This window comes from Paenibacillus sp. FSL W8-0194 (assembly GCF_037969745.1).
Lineage (GTDB): Bacteria > Bacillota > Bacilli > Paenibacillales > Paenibacillaceae > Paenibacillus_AQ > Paenibacillus_AQ cookii.
The window spans coordinates 2,105,681-2,125,498 of record NZ_CP150205.1 but is presented as its reverse complement, the minus strand read 5'-3'; the positions used below and the strand labels follow the sequence as shown (position 1 = coordinate 2,125,498).

The 19,818-nt window shown below is 53.1% G+C and carries 24 protein-coding genes and 1 other annotated feature; of the genes, 3 read left to right on the top strand and 21 right to left on the bottom strand.

Translation table 11 applies throughout. The features are described from left to right. Positions 1-4: 4 nt before the first annotated feature. The 14 genes from MKY58_RS09410 to ypeB all read right to left on the bottom strand — a co-directional run bounded on the left by MKY58_RS09410 (position 5) and on the right by ypeB (position 10,631). On the bottom strand, positions 5-361 hold the full coding sequence (locus tag MKY58_RS09410; protein ID WP_339325098.1) for a 2Fe-2S iron-sulfur cluster-binding protein: 357 nt from the start codon (positions 359-361) through the stop codon (positions 5-7). Continuing rightward, the gene (locus MKY58_RS09405; protein WP_339324310.1) at positions 351-986 is read right to left on the bottom strand and encodes a hypothetical protein; all 636 of its coding nucleotides are present in this window, start codon (positions 984-986) and stop codon (positions 351-353) included. Before MKY58_RS09405 ends, MKY58_RS09410 begins: the two co-directional genes overlap by 11 nt. Positions 987-1,013: 27 nt before the next feature. Continuing rightward, positions 1,014-1,403, bottom strand: a complete 390-nt coding sequence (locus tag MKY58_RS09400) for a 2Fe-2S iron-sulfur cluster-binding protein (RefSeq protein WP_339324309.1) — start codon at positions 1,401-1,403, stop codon at positions 1,014-1,016. Further along, a complete protein-coding gene (locus MKY58_RS09395) occupies positions 1,400-1,579 on the bottom strand; it encodes a DUF2768 family protein (protein ID WP_339324308.1) in 180 nt (59 codons plus the stop codon). The genes MKY58_RS09400 and MKY58_RS09395 overlap by 4 nt, the downstream gene beginning before the upstream one ends. 166 nt (positions 1,580-1,745) lie before the next feature. Then, positions 1,746-2,021, bottom strand: a complete 276-nt coding sequence (locus tag MKY58_RS09390; RefSeq protein WP_036709992.1) for a stage VI sporulation protein F — start codon at positions 2,019-2,021, stop codon at positions 1,746-1,748. A 65-nt stretch (positions 2,022-2,086) separates the two neighbouring features. Beyond that, positions 2,087-3,127, bottom strand: coding sequence for an NAD(P)H-dependent glycerol-3-phosphate dehydrogenase (locus tag MKY58_RS09385; protein WP_339324307.1), 1,041 nt, complete (start codon positions 3,125-3,127; stop codon positions 2,087-2,089). Further along, positions 3,117-3,752 carry a glycerol-3-phosphate 1-O-acyltransferase PlsY gene (plsY, locus tag MKY58_RS09380; RefSeq protein ID WP_339324306.1) on the bottom strand — a complete coding sequence of 212 codons (636 nt, stop codon included), beginning with the start codon at positions 3,750-3,752 and terminating at the stop codon, positions 3,117-3,119. The genes MKY58_RS09385 and plsY overlap by 11 nt, the downstream gene beginning before the upstream one ends. A gap of 11 nt (positions 3,753-3,763) precedes the next feature. After that, on the bottom strand, positions 3,764-5,086 hold the full coding sequence (der, locus tag MKY58_RS09375) for a ribosome biogenesis GTPase Der (RefSeq protein WP_036709982.1): 1,323 nt from the start codon (positions 5,084-5,086) through the stop codon (positions 3,764-3,766). 223 nt (positions 5,087-5,309) lie between these two features. Next, entirely contained in the window at positions 5,310-6,536 is a 1,227-nt protein-coding gene (rpsA, locus tag MKY58_RS09370; RefSeq protein ID WP_036709977.1) for a 30S ribosomal protein S1, read from the bottom strand. Between the two features lie 120 nt (positions 6,537-6,656). Next, positions 6,657-7,247, bottom strand: a complete 591-nt coding sequence (locus MKY58_RS09365) for a lysophospholipid acyltransferase family protein (RefSeq protein WP_339324305.1) — start codon at positions 7,245-7,247, stop codon at positions 6,657-6,659. An 18-nt stretch (positions 7,248-7,265) separates the two neighbouring features. Beyond that, the gene (gene cmk / locus MKY58_RS09360; RefSeq protein WP_339324304.1) at positions 7,266-7,961 is read right to left on the bottom strand and encodes a (d)CMP kinase; all 696 of its coding nucleotides are present in this window, start codon (positions 7,959-7,961) and stop codon (positions 7,266-7,268) included. 205 nt (positions 7,962-8,166) lie between these two features. After that, positions 8,167-8,391: a hypothetical protein gene (locus MKY58_RS09355; protein ID WP_339324303.1), complete on the bottom strand. Its 225-nt coding sequence runs from the start codon at positions 8,389-8,391 to the stop codon at positions 8,167-8,169. Positions 8,392-8,474: 83 nt separating this feature from the next. Next, the gene (locus MKY58_RS09350; protein ID WP_339324302.1) at positions 8,475-9,125 is read right to left on the bottom strand and encodes a flagellar brake protein; all 651 of its coding nucleotides are present in this window, start codon (positions 9,123-9,125) and stop codon (positions 8,475-8,477) included. 141 nt (positions 9,126-9,266) lie between these two features. Next, a complete protein-coding gene (gene ypeB, locus MKY58_RS09345) occupies positions 9,267-10,631 on the bottom strand; it encodes a germination protein YpeB (RefSeq protein WP_339324301.1) in 1,365 nt (454 codons plus the stop codon). Between the two features lie 120 nt (positions 10,632-10,751). Here ypeB and MKY58_RS09340 point away from each other — a divergent pair, with 120 nt between their 5' ends. Next, positions 10,752-11,024 (top strand): hypothetical protein, encoded by a 273-nt coding sequence (locus tag MKY58_RS09340; RefSeq protein WP_339325267.1) that lies wholly within the window; start codon positions 10,752-10,754, stop codon positions 11,022-11,024. On the opposite strand, the gene prsW is transcribed toward MKY58_RS09340, so the two are convergent. The 3 genes from prsW to MKY58_RS09325 all read right to left on the bottom strand — a co-directional run bounded on the left by prsW (position 11,014) and on the right by MKY58_RS09325 (position 12,895). Beyond that, positions 11,014-11,709, bottom strand: a complete 696-nt coding sequence (prsW, locus tag MKY58_RS09335) for a glutamic-type intramembrane protease PrsW (protein ID WP_339324300.1) — start codon at positions 11,707-11,709, stop codon at positions 11,014-11,016. The two genes, MKY58_RS09340 and prsW, sit on opposite strands and share 11 nt — an antisense overlap. A gap of 90 nt (positions 11,710-11,799) precedes the next feature. Continuing rightward, the gene (locus tag MKY58_RS09330) at positions 11,800-12,414 is read right to left on the bottom strand and encodes a genetic competence negative regulator (protein WP_339324299.1); all 615 of its coding nucleotides are present in this window, start codon (positions 12,412-12,414) and stop codon (positions 11,800-11,802) included. A gap of 187 nt (positions 12,415-12,601) precedes the next feature. Next, positions 12,602-12,895: a hypothetical protein gene (locus MKY58_RS09325; protein WP_339324298.1), complete on the bottom strand. Its 294-nt coding sequence runs from the start codon at positions 12,893-12,895 to the stop codon at positions 12,602-12,604. A gap of 93 nt (positions 12,896-12,988) precedes the next feature. Between MKY58_RS09325 and MKY58_RS09320 the strand changes: the two genes are divergently transcribed. After that, on the top strand, positions 12,989-13,891 hold the full coding sequence (locus MKY58_RS09320) for a polysaccharide deacetylase family protein (RefSeq protein WP_339324297.1): 903 nt from the start codon (positions 12,989-12,991) through the stop codon (positions 13,889-13,891). Positions 13,892-13,955: 64 nt separating this feature from the next. Here the strand turns inward: MKY58_RS09320 and MKY58_RS09315 are convergent, their stop codons facing one another. The 3 genes from MKY58_RS09315 to MKY58_RS09305 are packed head-to-tail and all read right to left on the bottom strand — an operon-like array spanning position 13,956 to position 15,849. Beyond that, positions 13,956-14,804, bottom strand: coding sequence for a metallophosphoesterase (locus tag MKY58_RS09315; RefSeq protein ID WP_339324296.1), 849 nt, complete (start codon positions 14,802-14,804; stop codon positions 13,956-13,958). Further along, positions 14,798-15,259, bottom strand: coding sequence for a hypothetical protein (locus MKY58_RS09310; protein ID WP_339324295.1), 462 nt, complete (start codon positions 15,257-15,259; stop codon positions 14,798-14,800). The genes MKY58_RS09315 and MKY58_RS09310 overlap by 7 nt, the downstream gene beginning before the upstream one ends. Further along, complete coding sequence (locus MKY58_RS09305; RefSeq protein WP_036709953.1) at positions 15,256-15,849, bottom strand: CPBP family intramembrane glutamic endopeptidase; 594 nt, start codon at positions 15,847-15,849, stop codon at positions 15,256-15,258. Before MKY58_RS09305 ends, MKY58_RS09310 begins: the two co-directional genes overlap by 4 nt. Positions 15,850-16,107: 258 nt before the next feature. Further along, positions 16,108-16,342: a binding site (T-box leader), on the top strand. A 300-nt stretch (positions 16,343-16,642) separates the two neighbouring features. Here MKY58_RS09305 and serA point away from each other — a divergent pair. Further along, the gene (gene serA, locus MKY58_RS09300) at positions 16,643-18,235 is read left to right on the top strand and encodes a phosphoglycerate dehydrogenase (RefSeq protein ID WP_339324294.1); all 1,593 of its coding nucleotides are present in this window, start codon (positions 16,643-16,645) and stop codon (positions 18,233-18,235) included. A 140-nt stretch (positions 18,236-18,375) separates the two neighbouring features. Here the strand turns inward: serA and MKY58_RS09295 are convergent, their stop codons facing one another. After that, positions 18,376-19,818, bottom strand: coding sequence for an ATP-binding protein (locus MKY58_RS09295; RefSeq protein WP_339324293.1), 1,443 nt, complete (start codon positions 19,816-19,818; stop codon positions 18,376-18,378).

Below are 19,818 nucleotides of genomic sequence, written 5' to 3'. Positions count from 1 at the left end.
GGCATCACCAAAGGTCTTCCTGATCCCGCTGCCGCGCCGCCTCCAGCTGTTTGCGGATCGCGGCCTTCAGCTTGTCTTCAGGTATGGTGACGGTCACCGCTCCTTCAATTTTCGACTGGCAGGCCAGCCTTATCCCTGTATGGATCAACGAACCAAGCTTCCGGCTTTCCGCCTCCGACGGGGGAGACAGCTGCTCTTTGGCTTGATCGTCCACTTCGATTTTGCACATGAGGCAGCCCATTTTGCCGCCGCAGCGCGTCGGAATAGGGGCACCCGCCCGGCGGGAAGCCTCCAGCACCGTCGTGCCGGGGCTTACGGCCGTCTTTTTGCCCGAAGGCTTAAACGTAATTTCATGCTTCATCATGCAACGGCTCCTCGGGCGCGACGCGAAAATGGCTGCCGTCTCCGCTTAAGCCGAGCAGTTTTTCGATTTGCACCGCATGCTTGCGCGACAGCCGGCAGGTTTCGAAAATGCGGCGGAGCAGCGGCATATGGCTCCCCAAATCCGTTGCCATCGTTGCGGCGATCGCTTGATACCGGTCGGGACGCTCCCTAAGCACGTTAAACACCAATTCATGTCCAAGCGGCATCAGGGGAATGGAAAAGCCTCCGATCTCAGCCGTTTTGGCTTCCGGGAGCAAAAGTTTTTCCACCAGAACCTCATAGCGGCTCCCCGACGCATGAACCTTAAAGCTGCCGACCAGTTCCATCAAATAATCGCCCAGCTTATAATGGCTGAGGGTGGAGTGATATGTATCCGTCCGGCTCACTTCGGGTTCGTCGACGGCCAAGTCGTTCAGCAGGCCGTGAAGCCGGCTTACGCGGACATCATCCGCATAGACGTCGATATCCCGGGGCATCGCGTCAAGACGCACGTTCTGGAGCAGAAGTCCGCAGCTTCCGCCGACCAGCCAGCAATTCCCGGCTTGCCCGAACCGTTCAGATAACTGCTGCAGCGCATGATGTAGTTCGGATGAAACCTGCATGTCCCACTCTCCTATCCAACCATCCGTTTAAAAATAAGTTTTGTTCCGCGCTACGATTTTTCCCGGGGATCTTACGACCGCCTGGCATCCAAGGCGGAAACCTTCGTCGAATTCTTCCGGGTCGAGGCGCCGAAGTTCGGCTTCCGTCGGCTCTTCGAGCAGCTCCGCTCCCTCCACGACCTGACATCTGCAGCGGGCGCACGTGCCGCGGCGGCACATATGCTGCCAGTCGATTTCATGGTCCTTTGCATGCTGAAGGATCGTTTTTCCCGGTTCGGGCACGACCGTTTTTTCGATCGTCCGTCCTTTCAGCTGCATGGTGGCTTCCCCGGAAGCCGCGGTTGCGCGTTGTTCCGGTTCAACCGTCTCTTCGTTTGCCGGCTTTTTTTTGTCAAAAAAAATGCGGAACGGGTTCATATCAACGCCGCCACTCCTCCGAGAAATCCCACCACCATAAAAATAAACGCCACAAAAGATAAAGCGCCGCGAAGAATGCCGGTTGTTTTCGTGCGGGCAAACGTAATTAAAAACACGGATAATCCCATGATCAGGATGGCAATCAGGGAGACCCACATTTTTGTCATCGGATCCATAGGCTGACTCTCCATTTCTTGATATATAGACGTATTATAGCATGAAACTTGTCCGCATTTTTAGCGAAAAGGGTTACGTAAAATCGACATCTGAAAAAAAGAGCATAAAGTCCTTGAAGCTTAAGGCTTCAAAGGCTTATTGCCCTTTGATTTTGGGTAACCCGATTTATTTCTTCATCATTAATTTCATCAACGATTCCATGTTTTGCGGGTTCATGCCGCTTTTTTTGACCGCGCTCACGATGTCCTGGATCGTCTCTTCGCTGACCGGAACGTTGGCCATCGCGGACACTTGCTTGATCAGTTGGCGGAGCTGGGTCTCGTTTTGCATCGTGGACGGTTTTACGGTACTGGCTAATTTCTTAACCTGGCTTTCCGAGATGCGCTTACCGGATTTCTTGTTGACGACGTTCAGCACATCTTTCGGGAAATTTTTGCTCATCTTCTCCCCTCCTCCGACAGTCCTCAACTTATATATATGAGGATTGGCCCTGAAAGGTGAAAAGATCAGCTATGCCACTGCTCCCAGGTTTCGAGCTTCATGGCTTCCATTTCCGTCTTCGGGTCGCGGCCCATCAGGGCTTCGACGGCGATGCGGGGATCTTTGTTCTCAAACAGCACTTGGTACAGCTGCTCCGCGATCGGCATTTGCACGCCGTATTTGGCGGAGATCGTGTGGGCCGCTTGCGTCGTGCGGATCCCTTCTACGACCATGCCCATGGAGTTCAGGACTTCGTCGACCTTTTTCCCTTGGCCAAGCATCGAGCCTGCCCGCCAGTTCCGGCTGTGACGGCTGGTCGCAGTAACCACCAGGTCACCGACCCCGGCAAGCCCCGAAAACGTAAGCGGGTTGGCTCCCAGTTCGACGCCGATCCGGGTGATCTCCGCAAGCCCCCGCGTCAGCAGCGCCGCTTTTGCATTGTCGCCGTAACCAAGCCCGTCGGACATGCCGGCCCCGAGCGCAATGATGTTTTTGAGCGCCCCGGCCAATTCGACGCCTAACATGTCCCTGTTGGTATACACGCGGAAGTCGGCGTTCATGAACAAATATTGCGCCGCGGCCGCGGCCTTTTGGTTGAGGGAGGCCACTACGACCGTCGTCGGGCAGCGGCGGATAACTTCCTCCGCGTGGCTCGGCCCCGATAGAACGACAACGTCGCCCTCTTCGATGCCAAGCTCTTCGGAAATGACCGTCGACATCCGCTTCAGCGTTTCGGTTTCGAACCCTTTCGTCGCGTGGATGCACAGCATGTCTTTGCGCCAATACGCCTTCAGCGACCGCGCCACTTCGCGCATCGCTTTGGACGGGGCCACGATCAGCACCGCCCCCGCATCCTTGACGGCCTCTTCGAGATCCGTTGTCGCTTTCAGGTTGGCCGGCAGCGCGGCGTCAGGCAAATACCGGCTGTTCATATGCTTCTCGTTGATTTCCCGTACCTGCTCGCTGCTGCGGCTCCAGATCACCACGTTCGGGTGATTGCAGGCGAGAACGCTGGCCAGGGCGGTGCCCCAGCTTCCCGCAACCAGTACGGCTATCTTATTTGACAATGCCCTTTCCCCCTTTGGAACCTCCGGAGCCAATTTTGTTTTCCCGTCCTTGAACGATCTTTACGATATTGCTGCGGTGTCTCCAGAAGGCAAACAAACAAATGACCAAACTGGACCAGAAAATCGGCCAGTCGAAACCTTGGATCAAACCAAAGACTAACAGAGAAATAGGAGTCAGCGCCACGAATACAAGCGAACCGAGCGAAACGTAACGCGTAAACACGATCAATAAAATGGCGATGATTCCCGCGCACAATGCCGGGAAAAAGCAGAGCGTTGCCATAATGCCGATCGTGGTGGCGATCCCTTTGCCGCCGCGGAAACGGAAGTACACGGGCCAGTTATGGCCGACGATGGCAGCCAGGCCGCAGAGGGCGGGAATCCATTCGTTTCCTCCCCCAAGCCACTTGCCCAGCCAAATGGCGCCGATGCCCTTCAATACGTCAAGCAGCAGGACGGCAATGGCCGGCCCTTTTCCCAAAATTCTCAGCGTGTTGGTAGCTCCCGCATTTCCGCTTCCATGCTGGCGGATATCGATCCCTTTCAGAAGTTTGGCCAGCACGACGCTGAAACTGACGGAGCCGAGCAAATAACTCAGTACAATGGCGATGATCTGTAATGTCAAACTATTCTCCCCTAACTTTCATCCGATTTGCGCCGCGTAAAGATCCTGATCGGGGTCCCTTCAAAATCGAACGCCCCCCGTATTTTATTCTCCAAATACCGTTCATAGGAGAAATGCATCAGCTCAGGATCATTAACAAATACAACCATGGTCGGCGGCTTGACGGCCACCTGGGTGACATAGTTAATGCGCAAACGCCTTCCTTTATCCGTCGGAGGAGGGTTGATCGCGACCGCATCGGAAACGACGTCGTTAAGCAGATGCGTCTGCACGCGAAGAGAATGCTGCTGGGCCACATGCTGGACGACGGGCAGCAGCTTATGCAGGCGAGACTTCGTTTTGGCGGACAAAAACACGATCGGTGCATACGTCATGAAGAGAAAATGATCCCGGATCTTTTTCTCGAACTGGTGCATCGTTTTGTCGTCCTTCTCGACGACATCCCATTTGTTGACGACGAAAATGGATGCTTTGCCCGCTTCATACGCGTAACCGGCAATATGCTTGTCCTGATCGATGATGCCTTCCTCGCCGTTGATGACGATCAACACGACGTCCGCCCGTTCGATGGCGCGCATGGCCCGCATGACGCTGTATTTTTCCGTCGTCTCGTATACTTTGCCGCGTTTGCGCATCCCCGCCGTATCGATCAGGACGTAACGCTGCCCGTCCTTTTCAAACGGCGTGTCGATCGCATCCCTTGTCGTGCCCGCGATATCGCTGACGATGACGCGTTCCTCGCCCAGAATGGCATTGACGAGAGAAGATTTGCCCACGTTGGGACGTCCGATCAGCGCAACGCGGATGACGTCCTCGTCGTAGTCGTCGTCGCTAAGATCGGGCAATATATCGACGATCGCATCAAGCAAATCGCCGATGCCTGTTCCGTGGCTGCCGGAGATCGCGATCGGGTCGCCGAATCCAAGGCTGTAAAACTCATAAATTTCGTCATGGCGGCTGAGGTTATCCACCTTGTTCACGGCGAGCACGATCGGCTTTCCGGAGCGGAACAAAATTTGGGCCACTTCTTCGTCCGATTGCGTGACCCCGCTTTTGGCGTCGCACATGAACACGATCACATCCGCTTCCTCGATTGCAAGCTCGGCCTGCATGCGGATGGATTTCAAAATGACGTCATCGCCGTCGATTTCGATCCCCCCGGTATCGATGACGCTGAACGCTTTGCCGTTCCATTCGGATACCCCATAAATCCGGTCGCGGGTAATACCCGGTTTATCTTCCACGATGGCCAGCCGGTCGCCGATCAATCGATTGAAAATGGTTGATTTACCAACGTTAGGCCTGCCAACGATAGCTACTACGGGTCTTGCCATATTCACTCCTCCTGTCAATACTTACGATAATCATCATAGCAAAAAACGCTTATTTTGGCTAACCTTTCATGGACGGATCGTCTTATTAATCCTATTTTCCCGTAGAAACAGGATTCCATGCGCCATTGAACCTGTTTATTATACATTTTTGCGCATGACATGAAAGCAAAAAAGCGAACCCGATGAAGGGTTCGCCGTTTTTTTGCTTCCGAGACGGTGGTCATCACTTGAACTTGCTCAGTTTGTCTCCAAAACGTTCCCCAAGCGTAATGCTGAGACCTTGGTTGCTCAGAGATACGTTAGGATTGTCTTTAAGCTCATCCTTGTGGTTTCCGCCGCTTTTTGCCGGTCTGTCCGCTTTAGGAGCAGGAGCCGGAGCTTCTTCCGTTTCCTTGATGCTGAGGCTCACGCGTTTTTCAGCGGTGTTGATGTCAAGGATTTTCACTTGAACTTCTTGTCCTTCTTTCAGGACTTCATGCGGGGTGCCGATGTGTTTATGAGAAATTTGGGAAATATGAACAAGTCCTTCGACTCCTGGAGCAAGCTCAACAAATGCACCGAAGGTCACCAGACGTTTGACTTCGCCTGTTACCACATCGCCTGTATGGAATTTTTCTGCAGCAGTATCCCAAGGACCAGGCTGAGCCGCTTTCATGCTGAGGCTGATTTTTCCTTTTTCAGGGTCTACTTTCAGAACTTTGACTTTGACTTTATCCCCTTCGGATACGACGTCGGAAGGTTTTTCGACATGGTTCCATGCCATTTCGGACACGTGAACCAGTCCGTCTACGCCGCCTACGTCAACGAATGCGCCGAATTGGGTCAAGCGCTGTACCGTACCTTCAAGCTCTTGGCCTTCTTGAAGTTCGGACATCACTTTCAGTTTGTTGGCTTCGAATTCTTCGTCGAGCACGTCTTTTTGGGAAAGGATCACCTTGTTGTTCTCGCGGTCGATTTCTTTCACCTTCACGCGCAGCGTGCGTCCTTTGTAGTCGCTGAAATCTTCAACGAAATGACGCTCTACCATGGAAGCCGGAATGAATCCGCGCACGCCCACGTCCGCAACCAATCCGCCTTTCACGACGTCAGCCACGGTGACTTCGAACACGTCTTGCGCTTCAAAGTGTTTTTCGAGCTCTTCCCAAGCGTTTTCGCTGTCGATCGCGCGTTTGGAAAGAACGAGTTTTTCTTTTTCGTCATCGATGCTGACCACTTTGCATTCTACCTCCTGTCCGATCTGAACCGCGTCCGACGCGTTGTCCAGATGAACCGAAGACAGTTCGCGGATCGGGATCACACCGTCGTATTTATATCCAATGCTTACATAAGCTTGGTTATCTTCCAGCTTGACGATCGAACCTTTTACGGTGTCCCCTTTTTTCAAGGATACGATTTGGTCCATTTCCTCCTGAGTTACTTCTGCTTCTTGATTTTTTGTTTCTTCCGACATGTCAATACCCTCCTCAATTCAAAAAAACCATTTATTCAAACCTGCTGACGCAGAGTTCAAAACTTGAAAACAGTTGTGATCATATCTTTCCAATAAGTGCTTGCATTCATGCACCGGCGCTTACTTCACCGTCGGCTTCCCGGTCTTCTGCATCTCGCGGATGCGCGACATGATATTGTCCGTGACCGCTTCCACCGCTTCCCCGGACTCCATTTCCTTGAATTCGGTTAAATCCAACGGAGCGCCGTATATCACTCTCATTTTCCGGAAAAGCTTGTAATCGCCGACAATGGCGACAGGCACGACTGCAGCCCCGCTTCGCAGAGCAAAAGTCGCTGCGCCCTTTTTGGCCGCTCCGCTATCGGAATGTCGCGTGCCTTCCGGGAAAATGCCCATCATTTCGCCGTTACGCAAAATGGTGAGGGATGTTTTGATCGATTCCTTGCTGACGCCTCCGCGTTTGACCGGAAACGCACCCAGCTTCGTGATGATCGGTCCGAGCACGGGCACCTTAAACAGCTCGGCCTTGGCCATGAATTTGATTTTACGCTTGATTCTGATGCCCACCGTGATCGGGTCCAGGACGCTGATATGGTTCGAGCAGAGCAGCACTCCGCCTTCCTTCGGGATGTTCTCATCCCCCGTTGCCTCAAGACGGTAAGCCACGGCGAAAATCCCCCGCAAAAGCCCCCGGCAAAACTCATAAAACATGCTTCCTTCTCCCCATCCTTAAGAGTTCGTTTGCGCTTTGCAATAGGAAACGATCGTGTCGACGACCTGAGGGATGTCCATATGCGTCGTATCCAGCACGATAGCGTCATCCGCGCAGCGCAGCGGCGAAATTTCGCGTTCTGCGTCCAAACGATCGCGTTCGGAAATATCCTTTTCCAGCTGCTCCAAGGTCAAGCCCTGCGCATCACTCAACTCTTTGAATCGGCGGAGCGCACGTTCCTTCACGCTGGCCGTCATGAAAATCTTCAGTTCGGCGTCCGGCAGAACCGTCGTCCCGATGTCCCTTCCGTCCATGACCACGCCTTTGCGGGCAGCCATCTGCTGCTGCAGTGCTACCAAATGCTTGCGAAGCCCTTCGATTTGCGCGTATTGCGATACCGTGCCGTTGACTTCGAGCGAGCGTATGAACCCCGTCACGTCTTGGCCGTCCACCAGCACCTTTTGCCCGTCGGCCCCCGGAAGAAGTTCGATCTCCAACGCTTGGGCATGACGCAGCACTTCCGCCGAAGATTCCGGCTTGATTCCATGCTTCAGCATATACCAGGTCACGGCCCGGTACATCGCGCCGGTATCCACATATATGTAGGACAGCTCTTTGGCCACCAATCGAGCAATCGTGCTTTTTCCCGCCCCGGCAGGTCCATCAATCGCGATATTGATCTTCATGTTGTTCTCCGTCCCCTGCCTACTCAAAGGGGCATTCCTCCTCAAATCATAAGCATAAGAAATGTTATAGAGCGGCGGGAACGCGGCTTGCCAGCCCGACTCCCCCTGCGATCCAAAAGCGGCTTCAGCCCGAGCTAACGCCTCTTCGATCACTCAAGAAAAAAGCAGGCATTGCCTGCGCTGTGAAAATTATACCACACAACCTACACTGATGCAAAAAACACCCTTCGGTTCATGGATGCCAATCCTTTACATTTCGCTCTTTTATCGGTATTCCGTCCAATCGGTCCACCGGAGAAATCAGCGGACGAAGGGAATGGATGTGCAGAGCGGCCTGAAAAAAGACGAGCGCGGCGATCAAAAAAACGAGCAAAATTTTCGTCCATTTCCCCGTTTGTTCGCACAGCCGTTCGAACAGCCGCACATAATGCTCAACTTGTTCTTTTTCGTTCATCATGGCAAGTCTCCCGGATTTTTCCTATTACTGTGTCCGGAAACGGCCCGTTTTATTCAGGATCTTGCTTATCTTGCAAACAGGGCTTACCGCCTGAAGTCAAGTTGGCGTTCGAAGCAGTATCTGATCAGCTTCTGCCGTTCGATGTCCGCGATCGTCGTGAATTTGGCCATGACGATTTTGCGGCCGTTATCCAGCGCTTTGATCCTGACGATTTCGCCTTCGAACGGCACATGCTCAAGGCTTCCGTTTTTATAGGGCACCAGCACCCAGCAGGACATCCTGTCCCCTTCCGCCACGCGATGTTCCGGTTCGCAGTAAAAAGATATTCCGCCTCCCCCGATATCGTCGGTATGGGTCAGGAAACGCCGGTCGTTATCCATCCTGACGGCCACCTCGAGTTCTCCGTTTACCCGCAAAAAGCTGCGCCGCTGGATTTTGCCGATCGAGTCGGGGTCGGGCTTTCGGATCCTCACCATCCGGATCACGTCCTGCTTGAACCCGGTCACATAGGAATTGAAGTAGTTCTTGACGCCGCCGTCGGTCATAAAATAGATGGACAGCTCGTCCCCGACGAACAGCTTTTTAAGCTGCCCTCCTCCTTCCCGGATCGGAACTTCGATGAGAATCGAGTCCTCGTCCATGTCGGCGATTCTGGATTTATATTCCACCCTCGTTTCTTTTTCGTCTCCCGAATCTACGCTAATCATCAATAAGTCATTAATTTTCGGATACAAAAACGTTCACCGCCAACTTAAAAATGTACCGCATGCCCTGATTATACCATGTCTTTTGTCTCAGGTACGCGTATTATTTCAGCAAAAAAGGAGCCTTTTTTCTCAAAAGGCCCCTTCGTTAGGCGGGTATAAAAGTCTATTTTACCGGACTGCAGCCTGGCGGTCGGAGGATTTCAGCTCCTCCACCATTTTTTCGGACCCGTCATTCGCGTCCAGGTACATCCGGTATCTTGAACCGTTGATGTTGCCCCCGATTTCGTAGCAAAGCGTTTCCTTGCCCAAATCGTCCTTGATGAGCGCCAGCCGGTGATAGGTTTCCTTGAATTCCGGATTCAATTTTTTTCGGATTTCGGCGATGCCCATTTTCGGTTTTGCCAAGTTGCGCTTGCCCTCTTTATGCTCATAAACGTAATCGCTGGCCTGGAACCCCGTCACTTCGCCGTTGTCCAAACCGACGCGAACCGTGATTTTTTCAGGATAGATCAGGACGCCGTCCTGCGTGCTCACATAGGTCAGGTTCCCCATATTCCCGTATTGGTCGGCGGTGACGGCCGTCATGCCTTTGTAACCCTTTTTGCTGAGGAACTGGTCGGCGTTTGCTTTGGCCTGCTCCATCGTCACCGCCTTGTGTCCGATTTTGCGGTTGTCGTGGTAGCTGATCAGAAGCCCGCCCTTTTTCGTAAAATCCATCGAAACGACGGCCGGCAGATTTTTTGCCTTCACGGTTGCGGTGTACGATTCCCAGTCCGTTCCCTTGCCGTTTTCGGTTACCTGGACGGACGCTCCCGCACCGGCATCCGCGAACTTAACCGCTTTGCGTTTGATGTCTTCCTGCGATACCGCCGTGCCGGAAAGCATTTTGACGGACCGTTTGTCGTAGATGCTCGATACGGCCGGGCCCCAGTTTAATTCCGGGTATTCGCCGACGCGCTTGTCGACGGTTTTGAAGCCGTCGATGATCGTGTTGTCCATCTGCTTCTCTTCGGACGCCATGGCGCTTTCCACGTCCATCCAGCGCAGGCGGTTGCTGATCACCTTGCTTTGGACGTCTTGCAGATGTTTGGTGATCTCGCCGGAGTTTTTGTACAACACTTTCAGGTTTTGCAGTTCTTCGTTGCTGAGCGGTTCCTTTTCGAGATTGCGCATCGACGTCTGATACGAGAAGTTCGAAATCCGGGACAAGAAGTCCTCGGTTTTATTGAACGGGAGCATCGTCAGCGGAAGCTGGTTGATCTCGTTTTGGGCTTCGCTCGTCAGCCTCCAGACGTTGATAAGCCCTTTGCGGTGCATCGCATTGGAGGAAGAGCTGACGGCCAGCGTGTTGCCAAGCTCGCTGTGGAGCCGGTCCATGTGGTAAGACAAGTTGTGGAACGCACGCTGATATTGGTTTTCGGCTTTAATCAAAATCGAGTTTTTTTCCTGGTTCTCCTGGTACCCCCACACAAATGCGCCGATCATCAGGAGAGTCACGATGGGAAACAAAACAGCGCTTAACCGCTTGTACATAATTGCTTTAAGTCTCCTTTCTTCAGCTGAACCGATCAAACCAAGCTTTTCGCTTTCATAACGGCTGATGGATCACTCTACTGGTTGCTGCTGTTAGTTTGACAAGAAGAAAGGAGTCTTATGCATCAATTGGCAGCGGTAAGCGCCATTTTTCTGTGCCGGTTAAAGCGGGAGCTCTTCGATGTCGAAATGGTTTTTGTTGTTGCAAAGGCATTGCTTAAATCCGGTCTCGATCCGGCCCCGATCCCTTTTGCCCCGCAAAACAAAGCGCTCTCCGCACTGCTTGCACACGATCGTCACTTTTACGCGCAAAAAAAAGCACCCCCCGATCAAATAAATTTCCAGAAATGGAAGTTCATAGGATCAAGTGTGCCCATTTTCGTCACATATTAACCTCTTCCTCGCGTTTAAGGAAACGGAAAGGAGAGCGGTTGTTGGCCCGGGTGACCTTCCCCATGCCTCCGTACCATAAAAAGGCCATCAGCGGAACGATGAACCAAATCCAATATTGAGTCATGGTCGCCAAAATCAGGTCGTACACGCCGTGCCAGAACCACGGAATAACCATGGAATACACCAGAAAACGTTTGGCTTTCGCGCCTTCGGAAAAACGGGCCCGGCCGAGGTAATACCCCATCATGACGCCGAACATCGCGTGTCCGGAAACCGGGAGCAGCGCCCTGAGGAACATCGCGCCGATCGATGCGTGGCTGTACCAGGCGTACATGACGTTTTCGACGGTCGCAAAACCGAGCGAGATCGCCACCGCGTATACGATGCCGTCATAAGGCTCGTCGAACTCGGTATGGTTGTAGATCATATGGTACAGCACGAACCATTTCAGAAATTCCTCGACGAAAGACGATATGACAAAGGACTCCACGTATGGATTGCCGCCAAACCCGCCGGTCATCCCCCGCTGGATAATCATCACCGGCACGACGATCAAAAAACCGAGCACGAACACTTTGACGACCATCATGAGTGGTTCCTGCTCATATCTGTCCTTCAGGTAAAAATACGTCAAAAGGGCGAGACCCGGCGCCAACGCCGAAGCTATAACCGAAAACCAAAGCACCGTTTTTCCCCCTTTTTCTGATTAAAATACCGTATGAATTAAACGCAATTCATCCCATGAAGCAAAGGAATGCCCATGGGATGACAAGCTTTAGTCCTGTCTTTTGAAATGTTCACGGATCGTTGCAATGGCTTTTTCCGGCATAACCACCTTGCCGTATTCTTCGAGGACCGCTTCCGTATAGGAAGCGGCTTCCCCGAATTCCGCCAAAACGGCGATCAGCGAAGGAAGCTTGCCGGAATCGACGTTGTCCGGATCGATAAACAAAATCCATTTATCTCTATAATGATAAAGACGGCCTTCCTCGGTGATGTGACCGCCAAGAACATGCGCTGCTTCGATCAGCACTTCAAAATCGCCGAACGCGTAAACGATGGTGTCGCTTTGCTCCAAAGTGACTTCCATTTCGTACACTTCCTCGGGGAGCTCATCTTCCCCTAAGTGGCTGTAGTGCTGATAATCATATTTTCCGCGGGTCACGATGACGACCATGCCTTGAGCGGGAAGGGCAAAAACTTCCACGGCGAGCGGTCCGGTTGCGTCAAAACCGAGTTCATTGTAGGCCTGATCCATCATTTCGGTGAACAGCTCGTGGACTTTGGGAAGTTCCTTCCACATGTCTTCCTTCTGAATTCCTCGCTCACTCAAATCGTCGAACGTGAGGAAAATCCGTATCTTATCTGAGCTTAATCGTTCTATTTTCATGACAGGATCCTCCTCTGTAAGCAATGTTATAACAAATTATGATGTCTCCCATAATGGTGTGCTGAAAATAGTTCTATGTAAGTATGTTATCATTATATAACTCAAAATGCACGCTGTAAAATAGACAAAAAAAGAATCATTTTGGGCACTGTCGCCCCAAAAATGATTCTTATGGTTTTTCAATCGTTTACAAGCCCGGAATGACGGTGTTTGTCTCCTTCAGAATCGAATCCACTTCCCTTTTTACGTCGGGATTGCTGTTGATGAATTCATTGATTTGCTTCATGCTTTCGACCTTGGAATGGGGTTCCGAATAACGGGATTCATGGTTGTTCATGCCGATGGAACCGATCGAGCCGATGTCCATCATTTTGCCCGCGTTGCTGGCGATGGCGGAAGTGATGTTGCCTCTGCTTCTGGAGACGAGGGCAGTTGCCGCCGCACCAATCAAAACGCCGCTTATAAATGACGAAGTATTCACAATTACAACCTCCTTATGTGATAAAATCAAGTCTAGTGTTCGCGGATCACGGCATGCTCATGCGGCAAAAAAACAGGAAAGCGAGATGAAATAATGGTAAGAAAAACGGCTGCGCTGCTTCTTTTGACGGCGCTGCTCCTCAGCGCATGCGGAGGAAAAGACGAGGCGGCCACCGAAAACGCCAAAACGGCGGTACAGCAGCAGGACGAAACAAAAGAAAAAGCGCCGGCGAAGCCAAACGGAAACGGGGAGAATCAGGTTGCAGGCGAAACGGGCGCGGAGCAGGGAAACAGCGGCTCGGGCCAACCCACAGTTGGGGAAAGCGCAAACGACGCTGCCCCGGCGGCCGTTCCGCTGAAGTACCACATGAACAAAGCCTACAACATCGTGCCTAACGATGAAGGGACGGAGAAAAAGGTCGTGCTGCTCACGTTCGACGACGGTCCGAAAAAAGCGGAATGGATCAACGGTTTGATCGATACACTGGACAAGCATCACGCCAAAGCGATCTTTTTCGTCAACGGCTACCGGGTAAAAGAAAATCCCGAATTGCTGAAGCTGATCCACGATCGCGGCCAAATCGTCGGCAACCATAGCTGGGACCATATCTCCCTGCGGAAGGAGCCCGAAGCGAAAGTAAGGCAGCAAATCGAAGACGTGCAAAACATCGTGAAAGCCACGATCGGAGAAGCGCCGGTATTTTTCCGCCCGCCCTTCGGCGAAGGCGGCGATGTCGGCAAAAAGGTCGCCAAGGAAAACGGCCTCCTCTACATGACCTGGTCCAACGGATCCCTGGATTGGACGATGAAATCCAAAGGAAAGGACAACCCCCAACAGGTCATCCAAAACGTCATGGACCAGCTTCACGCCGGCAGCAATATCTTGATGCATGAGCTCCCGTGGACGGCCGAAGCGCTGGACGAGCTTTTGACCAAGCTGGAAAGCAAAGGCTACTCCTTCGTGGACCCGCGCAGCATCGAGCTTGAAATGCGCTAAAAAACCAAAAAAAGGCGTTTCTCCCGGTTGTGCCGGCGAGAAGCGCCTTTTTGACGTATCGGCTTTATGCCTCGGTTTGATCAGGGATCGCCCTGCGAAGCCGAATAAGATGCATTTCGGCAGGACAGCATAAACGAAGCGTTACCCGCCGGTTGCCGAATCCGCGGCTGATCAGCATTTGGGGCCTTTGAACCTCCGCCCCGGGCTGGTACCACCGGAACCATCCGCAATCGTATTTGCGGTAAAACCGGTTCAGCCGAAGCGCGCCGAGAAACGGAAAACGGATTTGCCCCCCGTGGGTATGTCCTGCAAGAATCAGGTCCGCCGGCTTTTCGGGCACGTGCTGGATCCAGACGGGATCATGAACGGCGACGATCCGGCAAAGATCCGAAGTCCCCGGAGGCAACTCGGGAAGCCCGGGGTACCCGTCGCGCTTTTGAAGCGGCTGGTCCACGCCGGTAAGAAGGATGCGGTCGCCCGCCCGTTCCAGCAAGACGTTTTCGTTCCTCAGCAGCCTGCCTCCGGCTTCTTTCAGCGCAGCGTCCAAACCCGCAGGGTCGGCCTTCAGGTCATGGTTGCCGTATACCGCGTACATCGGGCCGATCCGCGACAGAAGCTTCAAATTTTCCCGCACGCGATCGAGCGGCACGTTCCTTTCCATGATGTCGCCGCCCAGGATCACCCAGTCGGCTTCCCCCTCCATCGTCCGTAAAAACGATTCCGAAAGCTTTCGTTTATGAATATCCGAAATAAAAAAAATCCGGCTTCCGTCGAACGCCTCCGGCAATCTTTCAAGCTTTACCTCTGAACGGGTGACCGCGTGCATCCTCGCTTCATAGGACATCCTTGCAAAAAGCAGGACGCAGCAGGCCGCGATCAGGCCGGCGCTCCACAGGAGCGCTGCCGTTACCACAGATCCTCCAGCGGAGGGGCGCCTTTGACTCCCCAATACACCAAAAACATCGTCAGGACCAGGAAAAGGAAAAAGAGCGAATTCGTAAAATATTTGCTGACGACGATTTTCCTGGAGGTGTATTTGTCGGTTCGGCTCGGAGTGCCATCTTCTTCTCCCCCCGCGTTTTGAACTCTTTCGTGTCCTGCTTTATGCCTTGCAGACCGGGAGCGGAACGAACCCGTCGGCTCGAACGGGGCGCTTTGTTCCCGTACTTCCTCCTCCGGCTTGGGAGCTTCGCTTCGCTCTTTCCTTGCCTTCACCCTGCTTAAGGTCGCCCCCGCAGTCTTCAAGCGCTCCCGGCGCGACGTTCCGGCGACCGGTTGATTGCCGTCCTGCGCCGGCAAGGGGGGCTTTTTTCTAGCGTTTTTTTTTCGGCTTTTATACGTTTTGACTCTGCTTAACTCAGTACTCATGATTCCCTCCGAAATCGTATGACCAAACCGGAAATGCAGTCGATGGCAAAATGGCATACCACCGGGGCAAGCAGCGTGCCCGAATGTATGTAGATGTAACCCAGCCCATAGCTGCTTAGGAATACCCAGGCCGTCGGTATCCAATGCCGCAGATAACGGACATGGATCGCCGCGAACAGGATGCTGGTCCAATAAGGGCCGAACGAATGCTGTACTGCGCCCCTGAACAGCAGCTCCTCGCATACCGCGACGACGGCGGCTATGCATATGATATGCCAAACGGGACGCTTCCGGAACAACAAATGGTTGATTCCTCCGTCATCCATGACTTCCTCGGGCGTAATCCGGGACACCGCAAAATCGATCAGAAACATCACGGCCGCAAGGCCGAGGCCCCACGCCCAAAAATAGGATCCCGGCTGTACGGCAAACAGCTCCAGGGGATTTCTTCTCTGAAACAATATCCAAATGATTCCGATAATGAAGGTAAGTCCTTGGGTGAGGTACAGATTGATCAGCAGCAGACGGTCCGTCAGCTGATCGGGAGTGGCCTGTTTCAGTTTAGGCGCACGGAATTTGAATTTTTTCATCTTTTGCCTGCCTGTCGTTTAATTTAGCTACAAAGTTCGTTCGCCCTCACCTCTATCATATCGCATTTTGTCGCGTTCGGGAAATCGCCGCCTCCAAAGCTGCGCCATGTGACGATAGGGTATGATAGAGCCTATGAAAAAACGCCATGAAACACCATCAAAATCATATCAGATTTCGCGCAAAAGATTCAAGAAGCCCGAGTTTTCCTATTGACAGCAGCCGCGGGGCCATGATACATTATGAAAAAAATTATCGAGTCAAAACCGATGAAGGAAAAAAGACCCTTGAATGCCTTCAGAGAGCCGGTGGTTGGTGCAAACCGGTGGCGGGCAAGACGTCTTCAGCGTTCCAGAGAAGCTGCATTGAACTTTACAGTAGGTGCAGCCGGGTAATTTCCGTTATCAAATAGGCCTTTACCATGGCCTCTGAGGCTGCCGGCGTCAAATCCGGCGGTGAATTAGGGTGGTACCACGAACAACTCTCGTCCCTTGCTACGCAAGTAGTGTGCGGATTGAGAGTTTTTTTGTTATATGCTCCTCTTCGCAAGTCTGTTCAGTATCGATTGCAAGTCCGTTCAGCGTCCCTTGCGGCTTGAATCCGCGGTGCGTTATACATGTATTCTTTTACACAGTACCGCGTTGCTTTTGGAATACAGCGCCGAATTGCATTCTTTAACGTTGCAGCCGTATCCGAAACATCCTTTTCACGTGTTTTATGGGCATGCTTCTTTCGGGAAGCATCCCTTCAATCATATTTTATTTTTTGTTTTACAGATTAAAGGAGGAAGAAACCATGTTTAAAGTATTAGTATCGGATCCGATCAGCGATCTGGGAATCCAGCAGTTGATGGACGCCGCCGATGTCCAGGTAGAGAAAAAGACGGGCCTTGGCGAAGACGAGCTTGCAGCAATTATCGGAGAATACGACGCCCTGCTCGTCCGCAGCCAGACGCGGGTCACCGAAAAAATCATGGAGGCCGGCACCAAGCTGAAAGTGGTCGGCCGCGCCGGCGTCGGCGTGGACAACATCGACCTGGAAGCGGCAACCAAACGCGGCATTATCGTCATTAACGCTCCGGACGGCAACACCATCACCACATGCGAGCACACGTTTGCGATGATGATGGCCCTTGCCCGCCACATTCCGCAAGCCTACGCCAAAACGATCGGTGGCGTTTGGGACCGCAAATCGTTCCTTGGCGTCGAACTTCGCAACAAAACGCTGGGCGTGCTCGGCATGGGCCGGATCGGCAGCGAAGTCGCAAAACGCGCCAAAGCGTTTGGCATGAACATTTTGGCGTTCGATCCGTTCCTGACCCAAGAGCGGGCGGAAAAAATGGAGGTCAAGCTCGCCTCCGTCGACGACATCGTGCGGAACGCGGATTTCATGACCGTGCATACGCCGCTGACGCCGGATACGCGCCATATGATCTCCCGTCCCCAGTTCGAAGTGATGAAAAAAGGCATGCGCATCGTCAACTGCGCCCGTGGCGGCATCATCGACGAACGCGCCCTGGTGGAAGCAATCGACGAAGGCATCGTTGCCGGCGCCGCATTCGACGTGTTTGAAAGCGAACCGCCGCAGCAGGATCACCCGTTCCTGAACCATCCGAAAATTATCGTTACGCCGCATCTTGGCGCTTCGACCGTGGAGGCCCAAGAGAACGTAGCGATCGACGTATCCGAAGAAGTGCTTCACATCTTGCGGAACGAGCCGTTCAAAAACGCGGTCAACATGCCTCCGGTCGCCGCCAGCGTCATGAGCCGCCTGCAGCCTTATTTTTCGATCGGCGAAAAGCTGGGAAGCTTCGCGGCCCAATCCGCCAACCAGGCCGTAAACGAAATTCACGTCGACTACGCGGGCGCATTGTCCGACGTTGACACGCTTCCGTTGACCCGGTACATCGTTAAAGGCGTGCTGGCGCATCATCTCGGCAGCGAAAACGTCAACATCGTCAACTGCATGCATCTCGCCAAATCCCGCGACATCAACGTCGTCGTCACGCAAGCGTCGAAATCCAAAGGCTTCACCAACCTGCTCACGGTGACGCTGAAAACGCAAAACAACGAAGAAACACTTGTCGCAGGAACGCTGTTGAACGGTTACGGCGAACGGATCGTGCAAATCAACAAATTCCCGGTGGATGTCGCGCCGGAAGGGCATCAAATCCTCATCTCCCATCATGACAAACCGGGCATGATCGGAAGCGTCGGCACCCTGCTCGGCCAAAACGACGTCAACATCGCTTCGATGCAGGTCGGCCGCAAAATTATCGGCGGGGAAGCCATCATGATCCTGACGGTCGATAAAGCCGTGCAAAAAGACGTGCTGACGCAGCTGACAACGCTGCCGGGATTAAACAGCGCGATCGAAATCACGCTGTAATAAAAATCTAACGCGAAACACAACAAAAGCGCATGCCCGATCCAAAAGGCATGCGCTTTTCATTTGTTCCACGTTGAACAAGATTTATCTCGCAACTTCAACAAAAAACACCCCGGTTTGAGGTGTTTCTTGCCTTTTGATCAAGCTTTATCGTTTTCGACAGGAAGCCGTATCGAGAATACGGTTCCTTCCCCGATCTGGCTCGAAACGCGGATGGTTCCGTCGTGCGCGTCCACGATGCTTTTGACGATCGCAAGGCCGAGCCCCGTACCGTTCGACGTTCCTCTGACCCTCGCCTTGTCCGCCTTATAAAACCGCTCGAAAACGTAAGGCAGATCCTCGCTCGGGATTCCCGCCCCTTCGTCTTCGATTTTGATGAGGAGTTCGGAAGCGGGGCCCGCCTCCGTCCTGTCGGCCACGATCCGGATCTGTTTGCCTCCCGGCGTGTGCCTGAACGCGTTGTCCAGCAAATTCGTGAGCACCTGCTCGAGTTTGTCTTCGTCCGCGGCCTCAAGCACCAAGTCGGAAGTTTTTTTATCGTAAATAAGCTCGATCCCGTTTTCTTTGGCCCGAACGGAGAATTTCCGGTACACGCGTTCGAGCATTTCGTTGACGTCCACCCTTCTGCGCTGGATGTCCGTATGCCCCGCTTCCATTCGGGCCAGATCGAGCAGATCCTTCACGAGACGGCCCATCCGCAGCGATTCGTCATGGATGACCTGGATCAGCTCCTGGCTTTCTTCCGGGGAAGCGGCCATGCCGTCCAGAAGCGCCTCGCTGTATCCCTGCATCATCGAAAGCGGCGTCCGGATTTCATGCGAAACGTTGGCCACGAAGTCCTGCCTCATTTTCTCCAGCTTCACTTTTTCCGTAATATCCCGCAGCACCGCCACCGCTCCGCGGATATCGTTCTCGGCATATAGCGGCGCCATATGCACCGACCATACCCCTTGTTTGACATGGACGTCGGCGCTGACGTCCGCGCTTTCCTTCAGCATGCGTTCGAACAGGTCGAGCAGCGGCTTCGGCACCTTTTCCTCCGCATTGCCTTCCAATTCGCCCTCCTGCTCCATATCCCAATCGATGTCCCTCCACTTCGGAATAAGCTTCTGGGCCGGCGGGTTCGTCAAAATGATGCGTCCCGACGTATCGATCGTGATCACGGCATCGCTCATGCTGCGCAGGACGCTCGCCAAATGTTCCTTCTCCTGATTCAGGTTGCGGATATTGTCCTCCAGCTCGGCCGCCATATGGTTAAACGTATTGGCCAGCTTGCCGATTTCGTCGCTGGTCACAATCGATAGGCGGGTACTGTATTCGCCTTTGCTGATGGCCTCCGTCGCGCTGATCAGCTTTTGCATCGGCTGCGTGATTTTGGTGAGCAGAAACAGGGCAAAAAACGTCGTCATCGAAAAACCGATGATGGCCGTGTACGTAAACAAACGTTTGATATCTCCGGAATTGTTCGAAAAATTCGTGTCGATGTACGGGAGCAGAAACAAGGCTAAAATGATGAGTATGCAGGCAACCAGGCAAATGATCGTCGCCCACAGTTTTCCGACCAGCGATGTCCAGAAGTTCAC